Annotated in this window: 13 protein-coding genes and 1 riboswitch; of the genes, 8 read left to right on the top strand and 5 right to left on the bottom strand. The window is 74.5% G+C overall.

Annotated features, from left to right (window positions below; all coding sequences use genetic code 11):
* The first annotated feature begins 128 nt into the window (after positions 1–128).
* From DEJ46_RS02445 to DEJ46_RS02435, 3 genes are all read left to right on the top strand, one after another.
* Positions 129–1,484, top strand: a complete 1,356-nt coding sequence (locus DEJ46_RS02445; protein ID WP_150263939.1) for a lipase family protein — start codon at positions 129–131, stop codon at positions 1,482–1,484.
* 89 nt (positions 1,485–1,573) lie between these two features.
* A riboswitch (ZMP/ZTP riboswitch) is annotated at positions 1,574–1,682 on the top strand.
* Positions 1,683–1,710: 28 nt separating this feature from the next.
* A complete protein-coding gene (locus tag DEJ46_RS02440) occupies positions 1,711–2,565 on the top strand; it encodes a bifunctional 5,10-methylenetetrahydrofolate dehydrogenase/5,10-methenyltetrahydrofolate cyclohydrolase (RefSeq protein ID WP_150263938.1) in 855 nt (284 codons plus the stop codon).
* Between the two features lie 203 nt (positions 2,566–2,768).
* On the top strand, positions 2,769–3,650 hold the full coding sequence (locus DEJ46_RS02435) for a hypothetical protein (protein WP_150263937.1): 882 nt from the start codon (positions 2,769–2,771) through the stop codon (positions 3,648–3,650).
* Here the strand turns inward: DEJ46_RS02435 and DEJ46_RS02430 are convergent.
* Both DEJ46_RS02430 and DEJ46_RS02425 read right to left on the bottom strand, forming a co-directional pair.
* A complete protein-coding gene (locus DEJ46_RS02430; protein WP_150263936.1) occupies positions 3,631–5,007 on the bottom strand; it encodes an SWF or SNF family helicase in 1,377 nt (458 codons plus the stop codon). The genes DEJ46_RS02435 and DEJ46_RS02430 overlap by 20 nt on opposite strands.
* On the bottom strand, positions 5,004–8,012 hold the full coding sequence (locus DEJ46_RS02425) for a DEAD/DEAH box helicase (protein WP_411757708.1): 3,009 nt from the start codon (positions 8,010–8,012) through the stop codon (positions 5,004–5,006). Before DEJ46_RS02425 ends, DEJ46_RS02430 begins: the two co-directional genes overlap by 4 nt.
* Before the next feature lie 270 nt (positions 8,013–8,282).
* Here DEJ46_RS02425 and DEJ46_RS02420 point away from each other — a divergent pair, with 270 nt between their 5' ends.
* Together DEJ46_RS02420 and DEJ46_RS02415 are read left to right on the top strand one after the other, a co-directional pair.
* The gene (locus DEJ46_RS02420) at positions 8,283–9,392 is read left to right on the top strand and encodes a fatty acid desaturase family protein (protein ID WP_150263934.1); all 1,110 of its coding nucleotides are present in this window, start codon (positions 8,283–8,285) and stop codon (positions 9,390–9,392) included.
* Between the two features lie 105 nt (positions 9,393–9,497).
* Positions 9,498–10,043, top strand: a complete 546-nt coding sequence (locus tag DEJ46_RS02415; RefSeq protein ID WP_150263933.1) for an MOSC domain-containing protein — start codon at positions 9,498–9,500, stop codon at positions 10,041–10,043.
* A gap of 13 nt (positions 10,044–10,056) precedes the next feature.
* Here DEJ46_RS02415 and DEJ46_RS02410 read toward each other — a convergent pair whose 3' ends face one another.
* The 3 genes from DEJ46_RS02410 to DEJ46_RS02400 all read right to left on the bottom strand — a co-directional run bounded on the left by DEJ46_RS02410 (position 10,057) and on the right by DEJ46_RS02400 (position 12,154).
* Positions 10,057–10,938 carry a hypothetical protein gene (locus DEJ46_RS02410; protein WP_150263932.1) on the bottom strand — a complete coding sequence of 294 codons (882 nt, stop codon included), beginning with the start codon at positions 10,936–10,938 and terminating at the stop codon, positions 10,057–10,059.
* A gap of 63 nt (positions 10,939–11,001) precedes the next feature.
* A complete protein-coding gene (locus tag DEJ46_RS02405; protein ID WP_150263931.1) occupies positions 11,002–11,310 on the bottom strand; it encodes a hypothetical protein in 309 nt (102 codons plus the stop codon).
* A 166-nt stretch (positions 11,311–11,476) separates the two neighbouring features.
* On the bottom strand, positions 11,477–12,154 hold the full coding sequence (locus DEJ46_RS02400) for a class I SAM-dependent methyltransferase (RefSeq protein ID WP_150263930.1): 678 nt from the start codon (positions 12,152–12,154) through the stop codon (positions 11,477–11,479).
* A 151-nt stretch (positions 12,155–12,305) separates the two neighbouring features.
* On the opposite strand from DEJ46_RS02400, the gene DEJ46_RS02395 reads away from it, so the two are divergent.
* The 3 genes from DEJ46_RS02395 to DEJ46_RS02385 all read left to right on the top strand — a co-directional run bounded on the left by DEJ46_RS02395 (position 12,306) and on the right by DEJ46_RS02385 (position 16,774).
* Positions 12,306–13,133, top strand: a complete 828-nt coding sequence (locus DEJ46_RS02395; RefSeq protein ID WP_150263929.1) for an MHYT domain-containing protein — start codon at positions 12,306–12,308, stop codon at positions 13,131–13,133.
* A 105-nt stretch (positions 13,134–13,238) separates the two neighbouring features.
* Positions 13,239–16,343 carry a sensor histidine kinase gene (locus DEJ46_RS02390; RefSeq protein ID WP_150263928.1) on the top strand — a complete coding sequence of 1,035 codons (3,105 nt, stop codon included), beginning with the start codon at positions 13,239–13,241 and terminating at the stop codon, positions 16,341–16,343.
* Entirely contained in the window at positions 16,340–16,774 is a 435-nt protein-coding gene (locus DEJ46_RS02385; RefSeq protein ID WP_055639656.1) for a roadblock/LC7 domain-containing protein, read from the top strand. Before DEJ46_RS02390 ends, DEJ46_RS02385 begins: the two co-directional genes overlap by 4 nt.
* Positions 16,775–16,787 lie beyond the last annotated feature (13 nt).

Genomic DNA, 16,787 nt, shown 5'->3' with positions numbered 1-16,787 from the left:
ACCGTCGCCATGATGGTTTCCGGGATATTACCTACCAGTTGGTAACACGCCATTCGGCGGACCACCAGACGTGTGCGGACCGCAACCGCACCGCCCATCGTGATGCCGTTCCACGAACCGGGGGAATCATGTCCAAGCCAGGAGTCCGGCTGATCGCCGTCACGGCGGCCCTCGCCACGGCGGCCCTGACCGCCGCTCCGGCGGCCACCGCGGCCACCACCACCGAATCCGCGCCGACGACGACCGCAACCGCCGCCACCGACCCGTTCTACGCCTACGAGGGCAGCGAGCCCCTGTCGTCGTTCGCACCGGGCACCGTCCTGAAGACGCGGACGCTGCAGTACCACCTCGTCGGCGTACCCACGCCGCTGAAGGCGATCCAGCTGCTCTACCGCAGCACCGACGCCCAGGGGCGACCGTCCGCCAACGTGACCACGGTGGTGCGCAGCCTCACGGGCGACGGCAGCAAGGCCGTGTCCTACCAGTCCTTCTACGACTCGCTGAACCCGGAGGACGGGCCGTCCCGCGCGATCGCCGGAAACCTCACCCTCGGCGGCGTGATCCCGAACGCCGAGGCGCTCTTCATGGCGCCGCTGCTCGCGAAGGGCTACACCCTCGTCATCCCGGACACCCAGGGACAACGGGCGAACTTCGCCGCGGGGCCCGAGTACGGCACCAACACCCTGGACTCGATCCGTGCCGCGACCCGGTCCGGGGAGACGGGGCTGAGCGCCGGCACCAGGTTCGGTCTCATGGGCTACTCCGGCGGCGCCATCGCCACGAACTGGGCAGCCGCGATGGCACCGGCCTACGCGCCGGACGTGAACCGGCAGTTGGTCGGCTTCGCCGAGGGCGGCCTGCTCGTGGCCCCCGCGCACAACCTGCGGTACGTGGACGGCTCCCTCGTGTGGTCGGGAGTCATCCCCATGGCGGTGATCGGCGTCTCCCGCTCCTACGACATCGACCTCAAGCAGTACCTGAACGACTACGGCAAGCAGGTGTACGAGGAGCTCGAGCACGGCTCGATCCTCGACGCGCTCGGCCACTACCCCGGGCTGACCTGGAAGAAGATGGCGAAGCCGCAGTACGCCGACGCGAACTCGGTGCCCGAGTTCGTCGACGCGGTGAACAGGATCAACCTCGGCTCGGCCGCCACCCCGACCATCCCCGGGTTCATCGCCCAGGGCAACGGTGGCGTCCTCGAAGGGACCTTCGCCGACCCGCCGGGCATCGGCACCGGCGACGCGGTCATGGTCGCCGGGGACGTGCGAGCCCTGGCCCGTCAGTACTGCGCCACCGGCAACGACTCCATCGCGTACCAGCAGTTCAACCTGCTCAGCCACAACGGCGTGCCCGTCGTCTGGGCACCGCGCGCGATCGACTGGCTCGACGACCGGTTCGCGGGCAGGACCGCCCCGTCCGACTGCGGCGACATCCCCGGGGGCAACTCGCTGGCCCCGGAGCAGCCGGTGCCGGCGGCCTGAGCGTCCTGACCACAGCGCATGCGCCGCCCTGACCGGGGACCGGGCCCGGCCCCCGGCCCCCCGGGCCCCGGCAGGGAGGACGTAGAGTGGGCGCGGGCCGTGACTGGCGCTTGAGGTGGATCACCACCGGGGAGCGGCCCGGGCGGAGCGCACCCGAGCGGTGCGGCCGTGCCGATGCCGTGCGCCTGGGCGAACCATCCGTCAGACACGACGCCCAGGAGTCACCATGTCCACCAGCACCGCCACCCTCATGGACGGCACCGCCCTCGCCCGCCGCACGGTCGAGGAGACCGCCGCGCGCGCCGCCGAGGTCACCCGCCGCACCGGCGTCACGCCGTGCCTCGCGACCGTCCTGGTCGGGGCCGACCCGGCCTCCGTGACGTACGTGAAGATGAAGCAGAACCGCTGCGCGAAGGCCGGCATCCGCTCCAAGCACGTCGAGCTGCCCGCCACCACGACGACCGAGGAACTGGTCGCCGCGATCACCGCGCTGTCGGAGGATCCCGAGGTCCACGGCATCCTGCTGCAGCACCCGGTCGGCCCGCACATCGACGAGCGCGCCGCCTTCGAGGCCATCGCGCCGGAGAAGGACGTCGACGGGGTCACCATGGCCTCCTTCGCCGCCATGGGCTTCGGGCTGCCCGGCTTCGTCTCCTGCACGCCCGGCGGCATCATGCGCCTCCTCGACGCGTACGACGTCGAACCGAGCGGCAAGCGGGCCGTCGTCGTCGGGCGCAGCGCCATCCTCGGCAAGCCGGCCGGTCTGCTCCTCCTCGGCCGCGACGCCACCGTCACCTACTGCCACTCCCGCACCAAGGACCTCTCCTCCGTCATACGGGAGGCCGACATCCTGGTGGCGGCCGTGGGCAAGCCGAACTTCATCAAGGGCGAGGACATCAAGCCCGGCGCCGTCGTCGTCGACGCCGGCTACAACCCGGGCAACATCGGCGACGTCGACTTCGCGTCCGCAGCCGAGCGCGCCTCCCTCATCACCCCGGTCCCCGGCGGCGTCGGCCCCATGACCATCGCCGTGCTCCTCGCCCAGACCGTCGAGGGCGCGGAGCGCCAGCTCGGTCTGTAGGACACGAGCCCCCCGGCAGGGGAGGGGACGATTCCGGCGATCACCGGACAAGACGCCCCCGGACGTGCTCGGCGATGGTCACGATTCTGTACAGGCCGTACTCAGCGCCCCGTGATCACTCGCCTCACGGCCGTCGACAGGCAACCCTGGTGTACGTGCCGCACCAGCCGACCACCCCTCCACCGCCGGACCGCCGACCTGCTGTGTCCCCCTCAGCCGAGCCCCGCCTCACCGGGCCCGACCCCACCGAGCGGCTCACCGCTCCCGCGTGGTCACGTGTCGTACGCCTCGGAGCGCCCCGGCCCGGGCCGGCCGCCCGGCACGCCCGCTGGTTCGGCGTGCCGCTCGTCCCGCTGGTCCTGGCCGCACTGGTCGTGGGCGGAGTGATGGCCGTCGGCGGCGGGGAGGAGCTCGAAGGACCGGCCGACGGACGGGCGGGCGGCGGCCCGGTGGCCGGACCGTCCCCGGTCGTCACCCCTGACGACGGAGCCGCCGTGTCGCCGTCGCCCTCGAAACCGGGCACGCCGTCGAAGGCCGGCACACCCTCGACCGGCGCGCCCGCGACACCCGACCCCGTGGCCGACACGCCGACACACACGGCACCCGGCCGGCACCCCGCCCCGCCGGAGGGCAGCGCCTCCCCGCACTCCCTCCGTACCGCCACCACCGCTCCCGCCACCACCGAGCCGTCCGCGTCCGCCTCCACGGCCCCGACGCCGACACGGCCCCCCGCCCGTCCTGTCTCCTTCGAGGCACTGCGCGTCGGCGACTGCTTCGACATCGACCGCGCCACGCCGGGCACCGCCCTCCGGCGCGACTGCGACACGCCGCACGACGCCGAGCTCGTCACCCGGCTCCGCCTCACCGGCACGTTCGCCGACGACCCGGGGGTACGGGAAGCGGCCACGGAACTCTGCCGCGTACCCCTCCGCGACAAGGCCGCCCGACAGGCGCTCGGCACCCGCTGGACGACCTTCGTCCAGTACCCCTACCGCACCAGTTACCTGCTCGGCTCCGACACCGTCGCCTGCAGCCTGGCCATCCCCTCCGCCACCGGCCGGAAGCTCACCGGCCTCCTCCGGTAGCGGCGGCACCCTCGCCGCCCGCTCCCGTCGTGCCGGCCGCGAGTGCCGTGGCCAGGGCCGATGCCGGATCGCGGTCCGCCGGACCCGCGGGGGACCAACGGCCGGCGGCCTTGAGGTACGGCCACCAGCGGCCGTCCGCACCGAGCCGCAACTGCGCCTCCGCGCCCACCACCGTCCAGCGCCCGCCGGCCGTGCGCCTCAGCACGGGCCGCTCACCGTCCTCCCAGGACTCCGCGAGCCGCGCCTCGGCACGGACGAGCGTCTCGGCGTCCGGCGCCCACTCCTCCTCCAGTACGGAGAGGGCGGCGCCGCCACCGAACCGCCACGCGCGCGCGGCCGCGTCCAGCTCCGACCGCGACCTGCCCGAACCGGCGGCGAGCCGCGCCGTGATCCAGGAGGCGGGAGCCCCCGCGGCGAGGCGCGCCGCGTCCTGCGCGACCGTCGGCGAGGTTTCGCCCGGCTCACCGCCGCCGAGGGCCGCCACGAGCATCCGGTGCGCGCGGGCCGCCGCGTCCTGCGCGAGGAACTCGAGCGCAGTCGGATCGACCCCCGGCTGCGGATCGGTCTCCGTGTCGAGCGAGGGCGGTTCGCCCGGCGCCGGGAGGGCGTTCGGCGGGACCGGCAGCGGCGGCAGGATGCCCCTGGCCGCGTACGCCTCGGCCGCCGACACGCCGGGCATGCCTCCGGTGCCCTCCGCCAGGGCCCCGTCCTCCGGCCCGTCCCCGGACCCGTGCTTCCCGCCGCGCACCGAAGGCGCCGCGGCACGCCGCGCGCTGCGCGTCTGCAGCTGGTCGAGGAGGGTCCGCTCCCCGCGCCCCCGCATCAGCAGCAGGACGAACGGGTCCTCGTCGAGCAGCCGCGCCACCTGGTAGCAGAGCGCCGACGTGTGCGGACAGTGGTCCCACGCCTCGCAGCCGCACTCCGGATCGAGATCGCCGATCCCGGGCAGCAGGTCGAGCCCCGTCACCGCCGCGTCCTCCACCAGGTGCGGCGGCATCTCGCGGTCGAGAAGCGCCGCGATGTGCCCGGCGCTGTCCACGGCCAGGTCGAGCAGCCGCTCCCACTCCTCCTCCGTGAACTCCCGCACCAGCACGTCGCTGCGGTGCGCGGTGCCGTCGCGGTCCTTGACGATCGCCGTGATCCGGCCGGGGCGCACCGACACGGAGCCCACCGCGCCCGCGCGCGCGTGCCTGCGCCCCGCCTTCAACTGCTGGCCGTCGAGCGCCGTGTCCTCCAGCGCCTTGAGCCACGCCCGGCCCCACCAGGTCCTGGCGAACGCCGAGCCCCTCGCGGGCGGCAGCGCCTCGAAGGTCCGCTCGTCGCCGCCGTGCCCGTGCCCGTTTCCGTACTCGCTCATCGTCCGTCCCCTCGCAGTCGTACGAGCTCAGCCAGCTCCGCGTCGGTCAGTTCGGTCAGCTCCGGCGGGGCGTCCCCGCCGGTCCCGAGGACGGCGTCCGCCAGCTCCCGCTTGCGGTCGAGCATGGCGGCGATCCGGTCCTCGATCGTGCCCTCGGCGATCAGCCGGTGCACCTGCACCGGCCGGTCCTGCCCGATCCGGTACGCGCGGTCGGTGGCCTGCGCCTCCACGGCCGGGTTCCACCAGCGGTCGTAGTGCACGACGTGCTCGGCCCGGGTGAGGTTGAGCCCGGTCCCGGCGGCCTTCAGCGAGAGCAGGAAGACGGGTACCTCCCCGTCCTGGAACCGCGCCACCATGGCCTCGCGCTCGGCGACGGGCGTGCCGCCGTGCAGGAACTGCGTCCGCACGCCCCGCGCCGCGAGGTGCGTCTCCAGGAGCCGGGCCATCCCCACGTACTGGGTGAAGACCAGGGTGCTCGCGCCCTCGGCGAGGATCGTGTCGAGCAGTTCGTCGAGCAGCTCCAGCTTGCCCGAGCGGCCCTCGATCGTCGGCCGGTCCTCCTTGAGGTACTGGGCGGGGTGGTTGCAGATCTGCTTGAGGCCGGTCAGCAGCTTCACGACGAGCCCGCGGCGCTCCATGCCCTGGGCGCCGGCGATCGACTCCAGGGTCTCGCGCACCACCGCCTCGTACAGACCGGCCTGTTCCGGCGTCAGCGAGACGGCCCGGTCGGTCTCCGTCTTCGGCGGCAGCTCCGGCGCGATGCCCGGGTCGGACTTCCGGCGGCGCAGCAGGAAGGGGCGGACCAGCGCGCCGAGCCGTTCGGCGGCGGCCGGGTTCCCGCCGCCCTCGACGGCGGCGGCGAAGCGCGTACGGAAGGCCCCGAGACTGCCGAGCAGGCCCGGGGTCGTCCAGTCGAGGATCGCCCACAGCTCGGAGAGGTTGTTCTCCACCGGGGTGCCGGACAGCGCCACGCGCGCGCGTGCCCCGATCGTCCGCAGCGCACGCGCGGTCGCCGAGTACGGGTTCTTGACGTGCTGCGCCTCGTCCGCGACGAGGAGTCCCCAGCTCCGCCCGGCGAGCCGCTCGGTGTCGAGCCGCATCGTGCCGTACGTGGTGAGGACGAAGTCGCCGTCGGCGACGCCCTCCAGGTCACGCGCGGCGCCGTGGAAGCGGCGGACCCGCGTGCCGGGCGCGAACTTCTCGATCTCCCGCTGCCAGTTGCCCATGAGCGAGGTCGGGCAGACGACCAGCGTGGGCCCGGCCGAGGCCGGGTCGGACTGGCGGTGCAGATGGAGCGCGATGACCGTGATCGTCTTGCCGAGGCCCATGTCGTCGGCGAGACAGCCGCCGAGGCCGAGGGAGGTCATCCGGTGGAGCCAGTCGAGCCCGCGCAGCTGGTAGTCGCGCAGGTTCGCGGCGAGCGCGGCGGGCTGCGCGATCTCCGGGCGGCCGCCCTCGGGGTCGGCGATCCGCTCCCGCAACCGTTCCAGCCAGCCGGACGCCGCCACCTCGACGGCGCGGCCGTCCACCTCGGTCGTGCCGGTCAGGACGGCCGCGAGGGCGTCGACCGGAGTGACCTTGCGGTCCTGCTGGGCGCGGGCGCGGAGCACCTCGGCCGGGTCGACGAGCACCCAGCGGTCCCGCAGGCGGACGAGGGGACGCCCGGCCTCGGCGAGCCGGTCGAGCTCGGCCCGCGTCAGCTCGTGCCCGCCCACCGCGAAGCGCCAGTTGAAGGCGAGCAGGGCGTCGGCGGAGAGGAAGGAGGGGAGCGAACCGCCGACCGGACCGTGCGCGCCGTCCGGCGTGTCGGAGGGGTTTCCGTCCGGAACGCCGTGGCCTGCGTCCGGCGCGTCGCCGATTCCGTGTCCCGTGCCGTTCCCCTCGCCCGCCGTGGCCGACGGGCCGATCACCGCCTGGGCGGTGAGCCGGTCGGCGAGTTCGCGCGGCCAGTGGACCTGGACGCCGGTCGCCGCGAGGGCCCGGGCCGCCGGGCCGAGGAGCTCCGCGACCTCCTCGTCGGCGAGCTCGACGGTGTCGGGTACGGCCGCGGTGAGGAGCGGGGCCAGGGGCGGCCAGGCGCGGGAGGCGCGCCGCAGCGCGAGGAGCGCGTCGATCCGGGCCCGCGGGCCGAAGGCGCCGGCCGTCGTGCCGGATCCCGCCCAGACCTCCGCCGCGTCCGCGACCAGCGTCGGGTCGGCGACGCCGTGCAGCTGGAGGACCGCGCGGAAGGCGGGCGCCTCGCTCGCCTCGGCGGTGAAGCCGGGGAGTTCGAGCCGGAGCGACAGCCGTACGCCCGCGTCGTGACCCGCCGCCACATCGGCGGCCCAGGGCCGCTGTTCGGGGATGGACTGTGGCGCGTCGGCCGCGAAGGCGGGCCCGCCCGCCGCGAGGGAGGCGGCGGGGGTCCGGGGCAGCGTGTCCGCGACCGCGTCGGTGAACGCGCGGAGCAGCGCCTCGGGTTCGGGGAGCAGCAGCGGCTCGCCGGAGGACACGGGTCGGGAGGACACGGGCTCGGGGGAGTCGGGCCCGGTGGTGAGGGTGACGGCGGACAGGGGTACGGCGTGGGCGCTCGGCGGCATCGAGGCCGCGAGGGTGCGCAGGCGCGCCAGTTCCTCGGGACCGAGCGGCCCGGCCCGCCACGCGTCGTGGTCGCCGGGAGTCACCCCCGGCAGCAGCAGTCCGCGTGCGACGAGGTCCAGGGCGAGCAGCGACGCGGCGCCCCAGAACGCGGCGGAGGGCGAGGCGGAGTCCGCGAACCGGGCACGGGCGAGCAGCGGCAGGGCCTCCCGGACGGAGAGGGCGTGCGCGGGGACGGTGACGGGACGGAGGCTGTCGCCGTCCACGACCGTGAGCTCGGCGTTCGCGGGGGCGCCGTCCGGCAGCGCGTCGTCATCCGGTGACCAGAAGGCGATCCTCCCCGCGCGGGGCGGATCGGCGGGAAGGAAGACGGCGGAGAAAAGGGTGAGTTCGCGGGCGGAATCGTCGGATCCGTGCAACAGCGACAATGCATTCCTCAAATTTGACTACCTGGCGACCGAGTGGCCGGGGGTACTCCAGCCGACCCCCTCCGCGTGCACCTGGCAAGCGTGATGTGTGTCACGGTCGCCCGAGTGGCGCCGCGGGGTGGGGTTCCCCCCACCCCCGCACCCCTGCGTGCCCCCTGACCTGGACGGGTGGTGACGCCATGGCCCCGGACGATCACGAATCCGTAGCGTCGACGGAGGCGCCCGCACCGATCCGATCGCTCCCCGACGCACAGAAACAGGAGCCCGCCCATGTCCCAGGCCACCGTTCTGCCCCCGGCGCTCGCCCCCGCCGAGGTCCCCGCCGACGCCCCTGTCCGGGCCAGGGGCGGCAGCGAGTTCAGCCCGCTCCTGCGGACGGTCAGGGAACAGGGCCTCCTGGAACACCGCCCCGGCTGGTACGCCCGGGGGATCGTCGTCAACCTCCTCGGCATCGCCGCCGTGGTGGCCGGACTCGCCCTGATCGGCCCTTCCTGGTGGGCCCTTCCGCTCGCGGTCCCCCTCGCACTGCTCTCCGCCCGCGCCGCCTTCGTCGCCCACGACGCGGGTCACGCCCAGATCACCGCCGACCGGAAGGCGAGCCGGATCATCCAGCTCGCCCACGCCAACCTGCTCCTCGGCATGAGCCGGGAGTGGTGGAACGACAAGCACAACCGCCACCACGCGAATCCCAACCACCTCGACAAGGACCCGGACGTCGCCGCGGACATCCTCGTCTTCGCCGAGCACCAGACCACGGGCCGCACGGGCCTGCGCGGCTTCCTCACCCGCCACCAGGCCTGGCTGTTCTTCCCGCTGACGACCCTGGAGGGCATCGCCCTCAAGGTGTACGGCGTCCAGGCCCTGCTCGCGAAGGACGGCCCCTGCCGCACCCGGCGCGAGCGGCTCGTCGAGGGCGCCCTGCTCCTCGCCCACTTCGCCGGCTACGCGGCCCTGCTCCTCACCCTCCTCGACCCCCTCCAGGCGCTGGTCTTCGCCCTCCTCCACCAGATGCTGCTCGGTGTCCACCTCGGCCTGGCCTTCGCCCCCAACCACAAGGGCATGGAGCGCCCGGACGAGCACGCCGACGGCGACAGCTGGGGCCACCTCCGCCGCCAGGTGCTCACCTCGCGCAACATCCGCGGCGGCGCCTTCACCGACTGGTTCCTCGGCGGACTCAACTACCAGGTCGAGCACCACCTCTTCCCGAGCATGCCGCGCCCCCACCTCCGACTCGCCCAGCCCGCCGTGCGCGCCCACTGCGCCGCGCTGGGCGTGCCGTACACCGAGACCGGTTTCGTGGAGTCGTACCGCCAGGCCCTCGGGCACCTCCACGAGGTGGGCGGGCCCCTGCGCGCGCGGTCGGCGGAAGGCGCCGAGTAGGGTCGGAACCGATCACACGCGGTGTGATCATCGGTTCGGGGTCGGGTGGGGTGTATCCAGCGCCCGTGACGACCGGTCAGCAGCGGAGAAGGGGAGCTCCTCGGCATGAGCAGCGGCACCGTCCAGTCGGTCAGCAGCAACGGCACGTACTCGTTCACCAAGCCCAACCGCGAGGCCATCACGCTCCTCGCGGGCCTCGGGGTCGAGGGTGACGTCCACGCGGGAGTGACGGTCAAGCACCGGTCGCGTGTCGCCCAGGACCCGACCCAGCCGAACCTCCGGCAGGTGCACCTGATCCACGCCGAGCTCTTCGAGGACGTGGCGGGCGCCGGCTTCGAGGTCACCCCCGGCGACCTCGGCGAGAACGTCACGACCCACGGGATCGACCTCCTCGGCCTGCCCACCGGCACCCGTCTCCACCTGGGCGCCGAGGCCGTCGTCGAGGTCACCGGGCTGCGCAACCCCTGCGCGCAGATCGACACCTTCCGGCACGGCCTGCTCAAGCAGGTCCTCGGCCGTGACGAGAACGGCGAGGTCGTCCGCAAGGCGGGCATCATGGGCATCGTGCTCACGGGCGGGGAGGTCCGCCCCGGCGACACGATCCGCGCCGAGCTCCCGGAGGGCCCGCACCGCCCCCTGGAGCGGGTCTGACCGCGTACCCCTTTCAGGAGGGTCGGACGGCCATCGCGTCGAGCGCTTCCAGGAGCGCGGGCAGCCTCGGGCCCCTGGCCACCGGCAGCACCTCGCGCGGCAGCTCGTCGAGCAGGACGAAGGCCATGTCGTCGGTCCGGGCCACGAACGACCACCCGGGACCGTCCGCGCGCAGGACGCGAGCATGGCCTTCCCCGGTAGAGGCGGACCGTACCCGCCCCACCGGGGGTGCCTCCTCCAGATAGCCGCGGAGCTCGCTCAGGGCTCGTCGGACGCCGTCGTACGGGTCGGGCGCGGAGGCGGCGACGGTGCCGGAGCCGGCTTCCGGACCCGCCTCCGCGGAACTCGCCTCTGCCGTACCCGTCGCCGGCGTACCGCCGACCTCGGCGTCGTCGCTCACCTGCGCACGCCAGTCCGCCCACTGGAGCGCCACCTCGTCCGCGCCGAGCCGGCGCTGGGCCGGGCCCCACACGTCGCCGGACGGCGGGACCAGCGGGGCCGGATCGCCCTCCTCCGGCTCCGGGTCGTGCGGCGCGGGCACGCCGGGCGCGGCGGTGGCCACCGCGAGGGGCCAGCCCGGCAGCCCCGCGACCACCGAGTTCTCGTCGGGGGAGAGGTCGTAGGCCATGCCGCAGTCCCAGGACGAGATCGCCACCGCGACGAGCGACACGTCGTCGACGACGACCGTCCACCGCGCCCCGAGCCCGTCCTGACCGAACACGAGCCCGTACCCGTCCACGTAGGGCTGGAGCCCCAGCGCGGCGCAGGCCGCCGGATAGTCGTCACCGAGCACGCTCGGGAAGCGTGCGGGCGTCAGCAGCGCCGCGGTCAGCACAAACAGTGCGTCGGCGTCGGCTTCGGCGCGCGCATCGGCGATCGGGTCCGTCCCGGTCACGGCAGCCTCCCCATCTGGTCGTCGGCGCACCTTAACCAGTGAGTAACCCGCGCGTCGAGGGTGTCAGCCGTCCCGGAGGCCGAGCAGTGAGCGGGCCACGGTGGTCGGTGACTCGTCGCGCTCGCGGGCGAGGGCGATGAGCGCTCGGCAGGCCAGTTCGTTGACTCCGAAGGAGAGCATGCCGGGGGAGACCCGGCTCGCCGCCTCCTCCGCCCGGGCCGGGTCGTCCTCGGCACACGCGGCCACGTACTCCGCCGCCGCCTCGAAGAGATTGTGGCCCTGCCGGGCGCGCGCTGGCGCGGGCGCGGCGGCCTCGGTCGCCCGCCGGGCGGAAGGGAAGAGTCTGCGCAGTCGTTCCGTCACCCGTGCCACAGCCCACCGCCTCTCCCGGGCACGACTTGCCCGGCACCTCCACCGTAGACAGCGAAGTGCCGTGACAGAAGGGTGCGTTGGGACCGTTCTGATCAGGACCGGTCATGACGGGGCCGGGCCGGTCGTGGTGTGCGCTGCGCGGGCCGTCCGGCATCGGCCCGTCGGTTCAGCCTTCGCGGACGGCCAGAGCCAGGTAGCGAGCGTCCTCGTCCACGTAGCTGACGAGCCGCCAGCCGGCCTCGGCGAGCACGGGGCGCAGCACGGGCTCGGCGCGGAGGTCGTCCGGCGTGATCTGCCGGCCGTGCCGGGCCGCGAGGGCGGCGCGGCCGATCGGGTGGAACAGCGCGAGACGGCCGCCCGGACGGACGACCCGGGCGAGCTCCCGCAGGTCGGCGACGGGGTCGGCGAGATGGGAGACGAGCCCCGCCCCGAAGACGGCGTCGAGCGCGCCGTCGCGCACCGGAAGCCGGCCGACGTCGGCGAGCAGGAGGGTCCCCGCGCCGGTCCGGCCGTCCGGGGTGTCGGTGTTCTCTGGGGTGTCAGGGCCGGTCCCGGCGCCGGGCGAACCCTGCCCCGGGGCGCCGCGTCCCGCCCGTACGGCCTCGGTCAGCATCTCGGGGGTCAGGTCGGCGCCGAGTACGGTGCCGGTCGGGCCGACGGCCGCACGGAGCGGCGGCAGGGCCCGGCCCGTCCCGCAGCCGGCGTCCAGCACCGCGTCACCGGGGCGCAGACCGATCTCGCTCACGGCGGCGGCGTACGCGGGACCGTCGTCGGGGAACCGGCTGTCCCAGTCGGCGGCACGAGCGCCGAAGAACTCTCGGACGTGCGTGGGGTCATCGCTCATGTGCCCATGATTCACCACCCGGAGGTGTGAACGTTCTGTGTGCTCGTTCGAACTCGGCGTGATCGTTCGGGACCATCTCTCTGTCATATTCCATCAGCTTTCGAAATGCGCCCCTGGTGCGCCCCCCGATGCGCACTAGCGTCCCTGAGCCATGGGACACCTGGACCACGCCACCTTCGGCTGGCTGACACCCGCGCTGTCGTACGCGATGGCCTGCATAGGCGCCGCCCTCGGGCTGCGCTGCACCGTACGGGCGCTCGACGCGACCGGCCGATCACGGCGGAACTGGCTGCTCACCGCCGCCTCCGCGATCGGCACCGGCATCTGGACGATGCACTTCGTCGCGATGCTCGGCTTCGGCGTGACCGGAACCGACATCCGCTACAACGTTCCCCTCACCATCCTCAGCCTGCTCATCGCCATGGCCGTCGTCGGCGTCGGCGTGTTCGCTGTCGGGTACGGCCGTGACCGGGTCCGCTCGCTCCTGATCGGTGGACTGACCACGGGCGTCGGAGTGGCGAGCATGCACTACATGGGCATGGCCGCGCTCCGGCTGCACGGCGACGTCAGGTACGACCCCCTGCTCGTCGCCCTCTCGGTCGTGATCGCGGTCGTGGCCGCCACCGCGGCGCTGTGGGCGGCACTCAACATCCACGCTCCGGCGGCCGTGGCCGTCGCCTCGCTCGTCATGGGCGCGGCCGTCAGCAGCATGCACTACACGGGGATGCTCGCGGTGCGGGTCGAGGTCGTCCCCTCCGCCGCCGCTCTCCCCGGTGCCACGGTCATGCAGTTCATCTTCCCGCTCGCCGTCGGACTCGGCTCGTACCTGTTCATCACCTCCGCCTTCGTCGCCCTCTCCCCGACGGCGAAGGAGCGGGCCGCGTACGCCTCCGCCGAGCGCCTCACCGAACCGGACGAGCGGGCGGTGGACGTCGCACCTCCCGGCTTCCGCACAGCCGAAGCCGCGCGTCGCCCCTGACCTGACGCGACCTGACCTGCCCCGTCCGCCCTCCAGTCCTACCCCCGCACACCGCTCGCGCACAGCCACCGCACCAGAGACAGACGCAGCCGGAACGAGGAGCCCATGCGAACTCCCCGCAAGACCAAGGACGCCGAGGCGACGGCTCCGCCGCCGGCGGCCGCGCGCGGGCGACGCGCACACGCCGGGCGCCCCGCCGAGGAGCCGGGGCCGCACCACACCCCCGCCCCGGACCCCGTTTCCCCGGCCCGCACCCGGCCCGTCCGCCACGGACTGCGGCCCCGTACGGTCCGCGCCAAGATCGTCTCGCTCCTGATGGTCCCGGTCGTCTCGCTCCTCGCCCTGTGGGGTTTCGCCACCGTCACCACCGCCCAGGACGTCGCCAGGCTCCGGCAGCTTCAGCGCGTCGACGCCGAGATCCGCGAGCCGGTGACGGCCGCGATCGACGCGCTCCAGGCGGAACGGCGCGCCGCCGGACGCCAGGTCGCCGCGCCCGGCACCGCCCGGTCGGCCGAACTCAAGGACCGGATCGCCCGCACCGACGCCGCCGTCGGCCGCCTCCGCCTCGGCGGCGACCACACCGTCGGCGACACCGGGGACCTGCCCGGAGACGTCCCGGCACGGGTGAGCGCCTTCGTCGGCACCGTCGAGGGCCTCGCCAAGCTGCGCACCGCCGCCGTCGACGGGCGCGCCGACTGGGACCAGGTGTACGAGGAGTACACCGCCGCCGTCTCCGCGGGCTTCGCCGTCGGCGGCGCCCTCACCGGCATCCAGGACACCCAGCAGGGCTCCGACGCGCGCGTGCTCCTCGAATTCGGCCGCGCGGGCGAGATGCTGGCCCGCGAGGACGCCCTCATCGGCTCCGCCCACCTCACCGGGCGCCTCACCCCGGAGCGGCTCCGCGTCTTCGCCGGAGCCGTCGAGACCCGCCGTACGCTCACCGCCTCCGCCACCGCCGACCTGCCCGCCGCCACGCGCGCGGAGTGGGACCGGATCGAGTCGGGCCGCGACCACACCCGCCTCGTCAAGGCCGAGGACAGCGTCCTGACCGCCGAGGCCGGGCGCCCCGCCGCCCAGGCGGTCACGTCGGCCGACTGGGACGACACCCTCGCCGCCGTACGGAGCGGACTCACCGCGATCGAGACCGAGGCGCGCACGGCGGCGGCCGACCGCGCCGACCCCTTCGCGGGCGGCGTCCTGAGCGTGGGCGGCGCGGCCGTCCTGCTCGGCCTGGCCGCCGTCGCCGCCTCCCTCGTCATCTCCGTCCGCATCGGCCGGGGCCTCGTCGTCGAGCTCGTCAGCCTCCGCAACACCGCCCTCGGGATCGCCCGCCGCAAGCTCCCCGCCGCCATGCGGCGACTTCGTGCCGGAGAGGAGATCGACGTGCGGGCCGAGACACCGTCCGGGCCCGTCTCCCAGGACGAGATCGGCCAGGTCCGCGAGGCGCTCACCACCGTGCACCGCGCGGCTCTCTCCGCGGCCGTCGAGCGCGCCGAGCTCGCCAGCGGAATCTCCGGCGTCTTCGTCAACCTCGCCCGCCGCAGCCAGGTCCTCGTCCACCGCCAGCTCAACCTCCTGGACAGCATGGAGCGGCGTGCCGACGACCCCAACGAGCTCGGAGACCTCTTCCGCCTCGACCACCTCACCACCCGCATGCGCCGCCACGCCGAGAGCCTGATCATCCTCTCCGGCGCCGCCCCCGGCCGCGCCTGGCGCATGCCCGTCCCCCTCACCAACGTCGTCCGCGCCGCCGTCTCCGAAATCGAGGACTACGCGCGCGTGGAGGTGCGCAGACTGCCCGAGACGGCCGTCGTCGGCGGCGCCGTCGCCGACCTGACGCACCTCCTCGCCGAACTCATCGAGAACGCCGCCCAGTTCTCCCCGCCCCACACCAAGGTGCGGGTCAGCGGCGAGCCCGTCGGCAACGGCTACGCCCTGGAGATCGAGGACCGCGGACTCGGCATGGGCAAGGAGACCCTCGCCGAGGCCAACGCCCGCATCGCCCAGTCCGAGGCCCTCGACCTCTTCGACAGCGACCGCCTCGGCCTCTTCGTCGTCAGCCGGCTCTCGGCCCGCCACGACGTCAAGGTCCATCTGCGGACCTCCCCGTACGGCGGGACGACGGCCGTCGTGCTGCTCCCGACCGATCTGCTCCAGGGTGCGCTGCCGCCCGGGCGAGGCACCCCGGCGACCACCGGACGGGACGCCGAGGGCGCGGCCGCCGCTTCCCCGGCCGGCAACCCCGGGCCCCGGCGAACTCCGGACGGGCCGCCCCGCGGTGGCGACCCCCGGACGGGTGCCCCCCGCGGCGGGGACCCGCGCGCGGGCGGCTCCGCCGCGGACCCCTCGCGCGCCGCGCGGGAGCACGAGGAGGAGCAGCGCGCGGAGGCCCGCCGCTTCGGCCGCCCCCAGGCCCCCCGTACGCCGACGCCGACCCTCCCTCTCGGCCCCGCCCCGGCCGCCCGGACCCCGCAGCCGCCGCCCGGTCCGCAGTCCCGTCCGCAGCCCCTGTCACGCCCGACGGCGGTCCCCGCCCTGTCGGTGCGACCGGAGGAAGGCCCGCCGCCCGCCGGGGTCACCGCTCTCCGCCAGCGCGGCCCCACCGCATCGACGCAGTCCGGAGCGGCGCAGCCCGGACCGACGACGCCCCGACCGGTACAAGCGGGACCGGTACAAGCCGGACCGCCACGGATCGTTCCGACACCGACCGGACCGACGCAGCCCGGATCGCCACAGGCCGCGCCGCCCCGGGTCGTTCCGACGCCGGCCGCACCGCCCTCCTCGTCGGTGCCGGCGACGCCGACGCCACCGGCGCCCCGGGGCCCGGCTCCCGCGCCGTCGTCCACCAGTCCGTACGGTCCCGGCGCATACGGTCCGCGAGGGGATCAAGAAGAGCCCGGCGCCGACCACGGCGATCCCGAGGGCGATCTGCCGCGCCGCGTACGGCAGGCGAGCCTCGTCCCGCAGTTGCGCGAGGCACCCGTTCCCGCCCCGGTCTCCGCATCCGCCGCTCCCGGCGCGGACGCGCGGACCCCCGAGCAGGTCCGGGACCGGATGGCGGCCTACCGGGACGGCTGGCAGCGCGGCGGCGGCCCCGCCCCCGGCAGCAGGCGGCCCCTCGGGACCGGCTTCGGCGGAGAGTTCTCCGACGGGCAGCACCACGACCTCATCGACCCCATGACCCCCCGCTTCGAAGGAGACGACGCATGATCGACCACGAGAGGATCTCCCACCACCGGTCAGGCGAACTCGACTGGCTCCTCGACGACCTCGTCATGCGGGTCCGCGAGGTCCGCCACACCGTGGTGCTCTCCAACGACGGCCTCGCCGTCGGCTCCTCCAGCGGACTGAGCCGGGAGGACGCCGAGCACCTCGCCGCCATCGCCTCCGGCTTCCACAGCCTCGCCAAGGGCGCGGGAAGGCAGTTCCACACCGGCGGCGTCCGCCAGACCATGGTCGAGATGGACGACGGGTTCCTCTTCGTCGCCGCGGCGGGCGACGGCTCCTGCCTGGCGGTCCTCAGCTCGGTCAGCGCCGACATCGGCCTCATCGCCTACGAGATGGCCCGTCTCGTCAAGCGGGTCGGCGAGCACCTGCACACCCCGCCGCGGCTCACGGTGACCCCGCCGGTCGCCGGCTGACCCGGAGACCTCC

Source organism: Streptomyces venezuelae (assembly GCF_008642375.1).
GTDB classification, from domain to species: Bacteria; Actinomycetota; Actinomycetes; order Streptomycetales; family Streptomycetaceae; genus Streptomyces; species Streptomyces venezuelae_G.
Note: the sequence above shows the minus strand (reverse complement) of the source record. Positions and strands in the feature narration are given on the sequence as shown.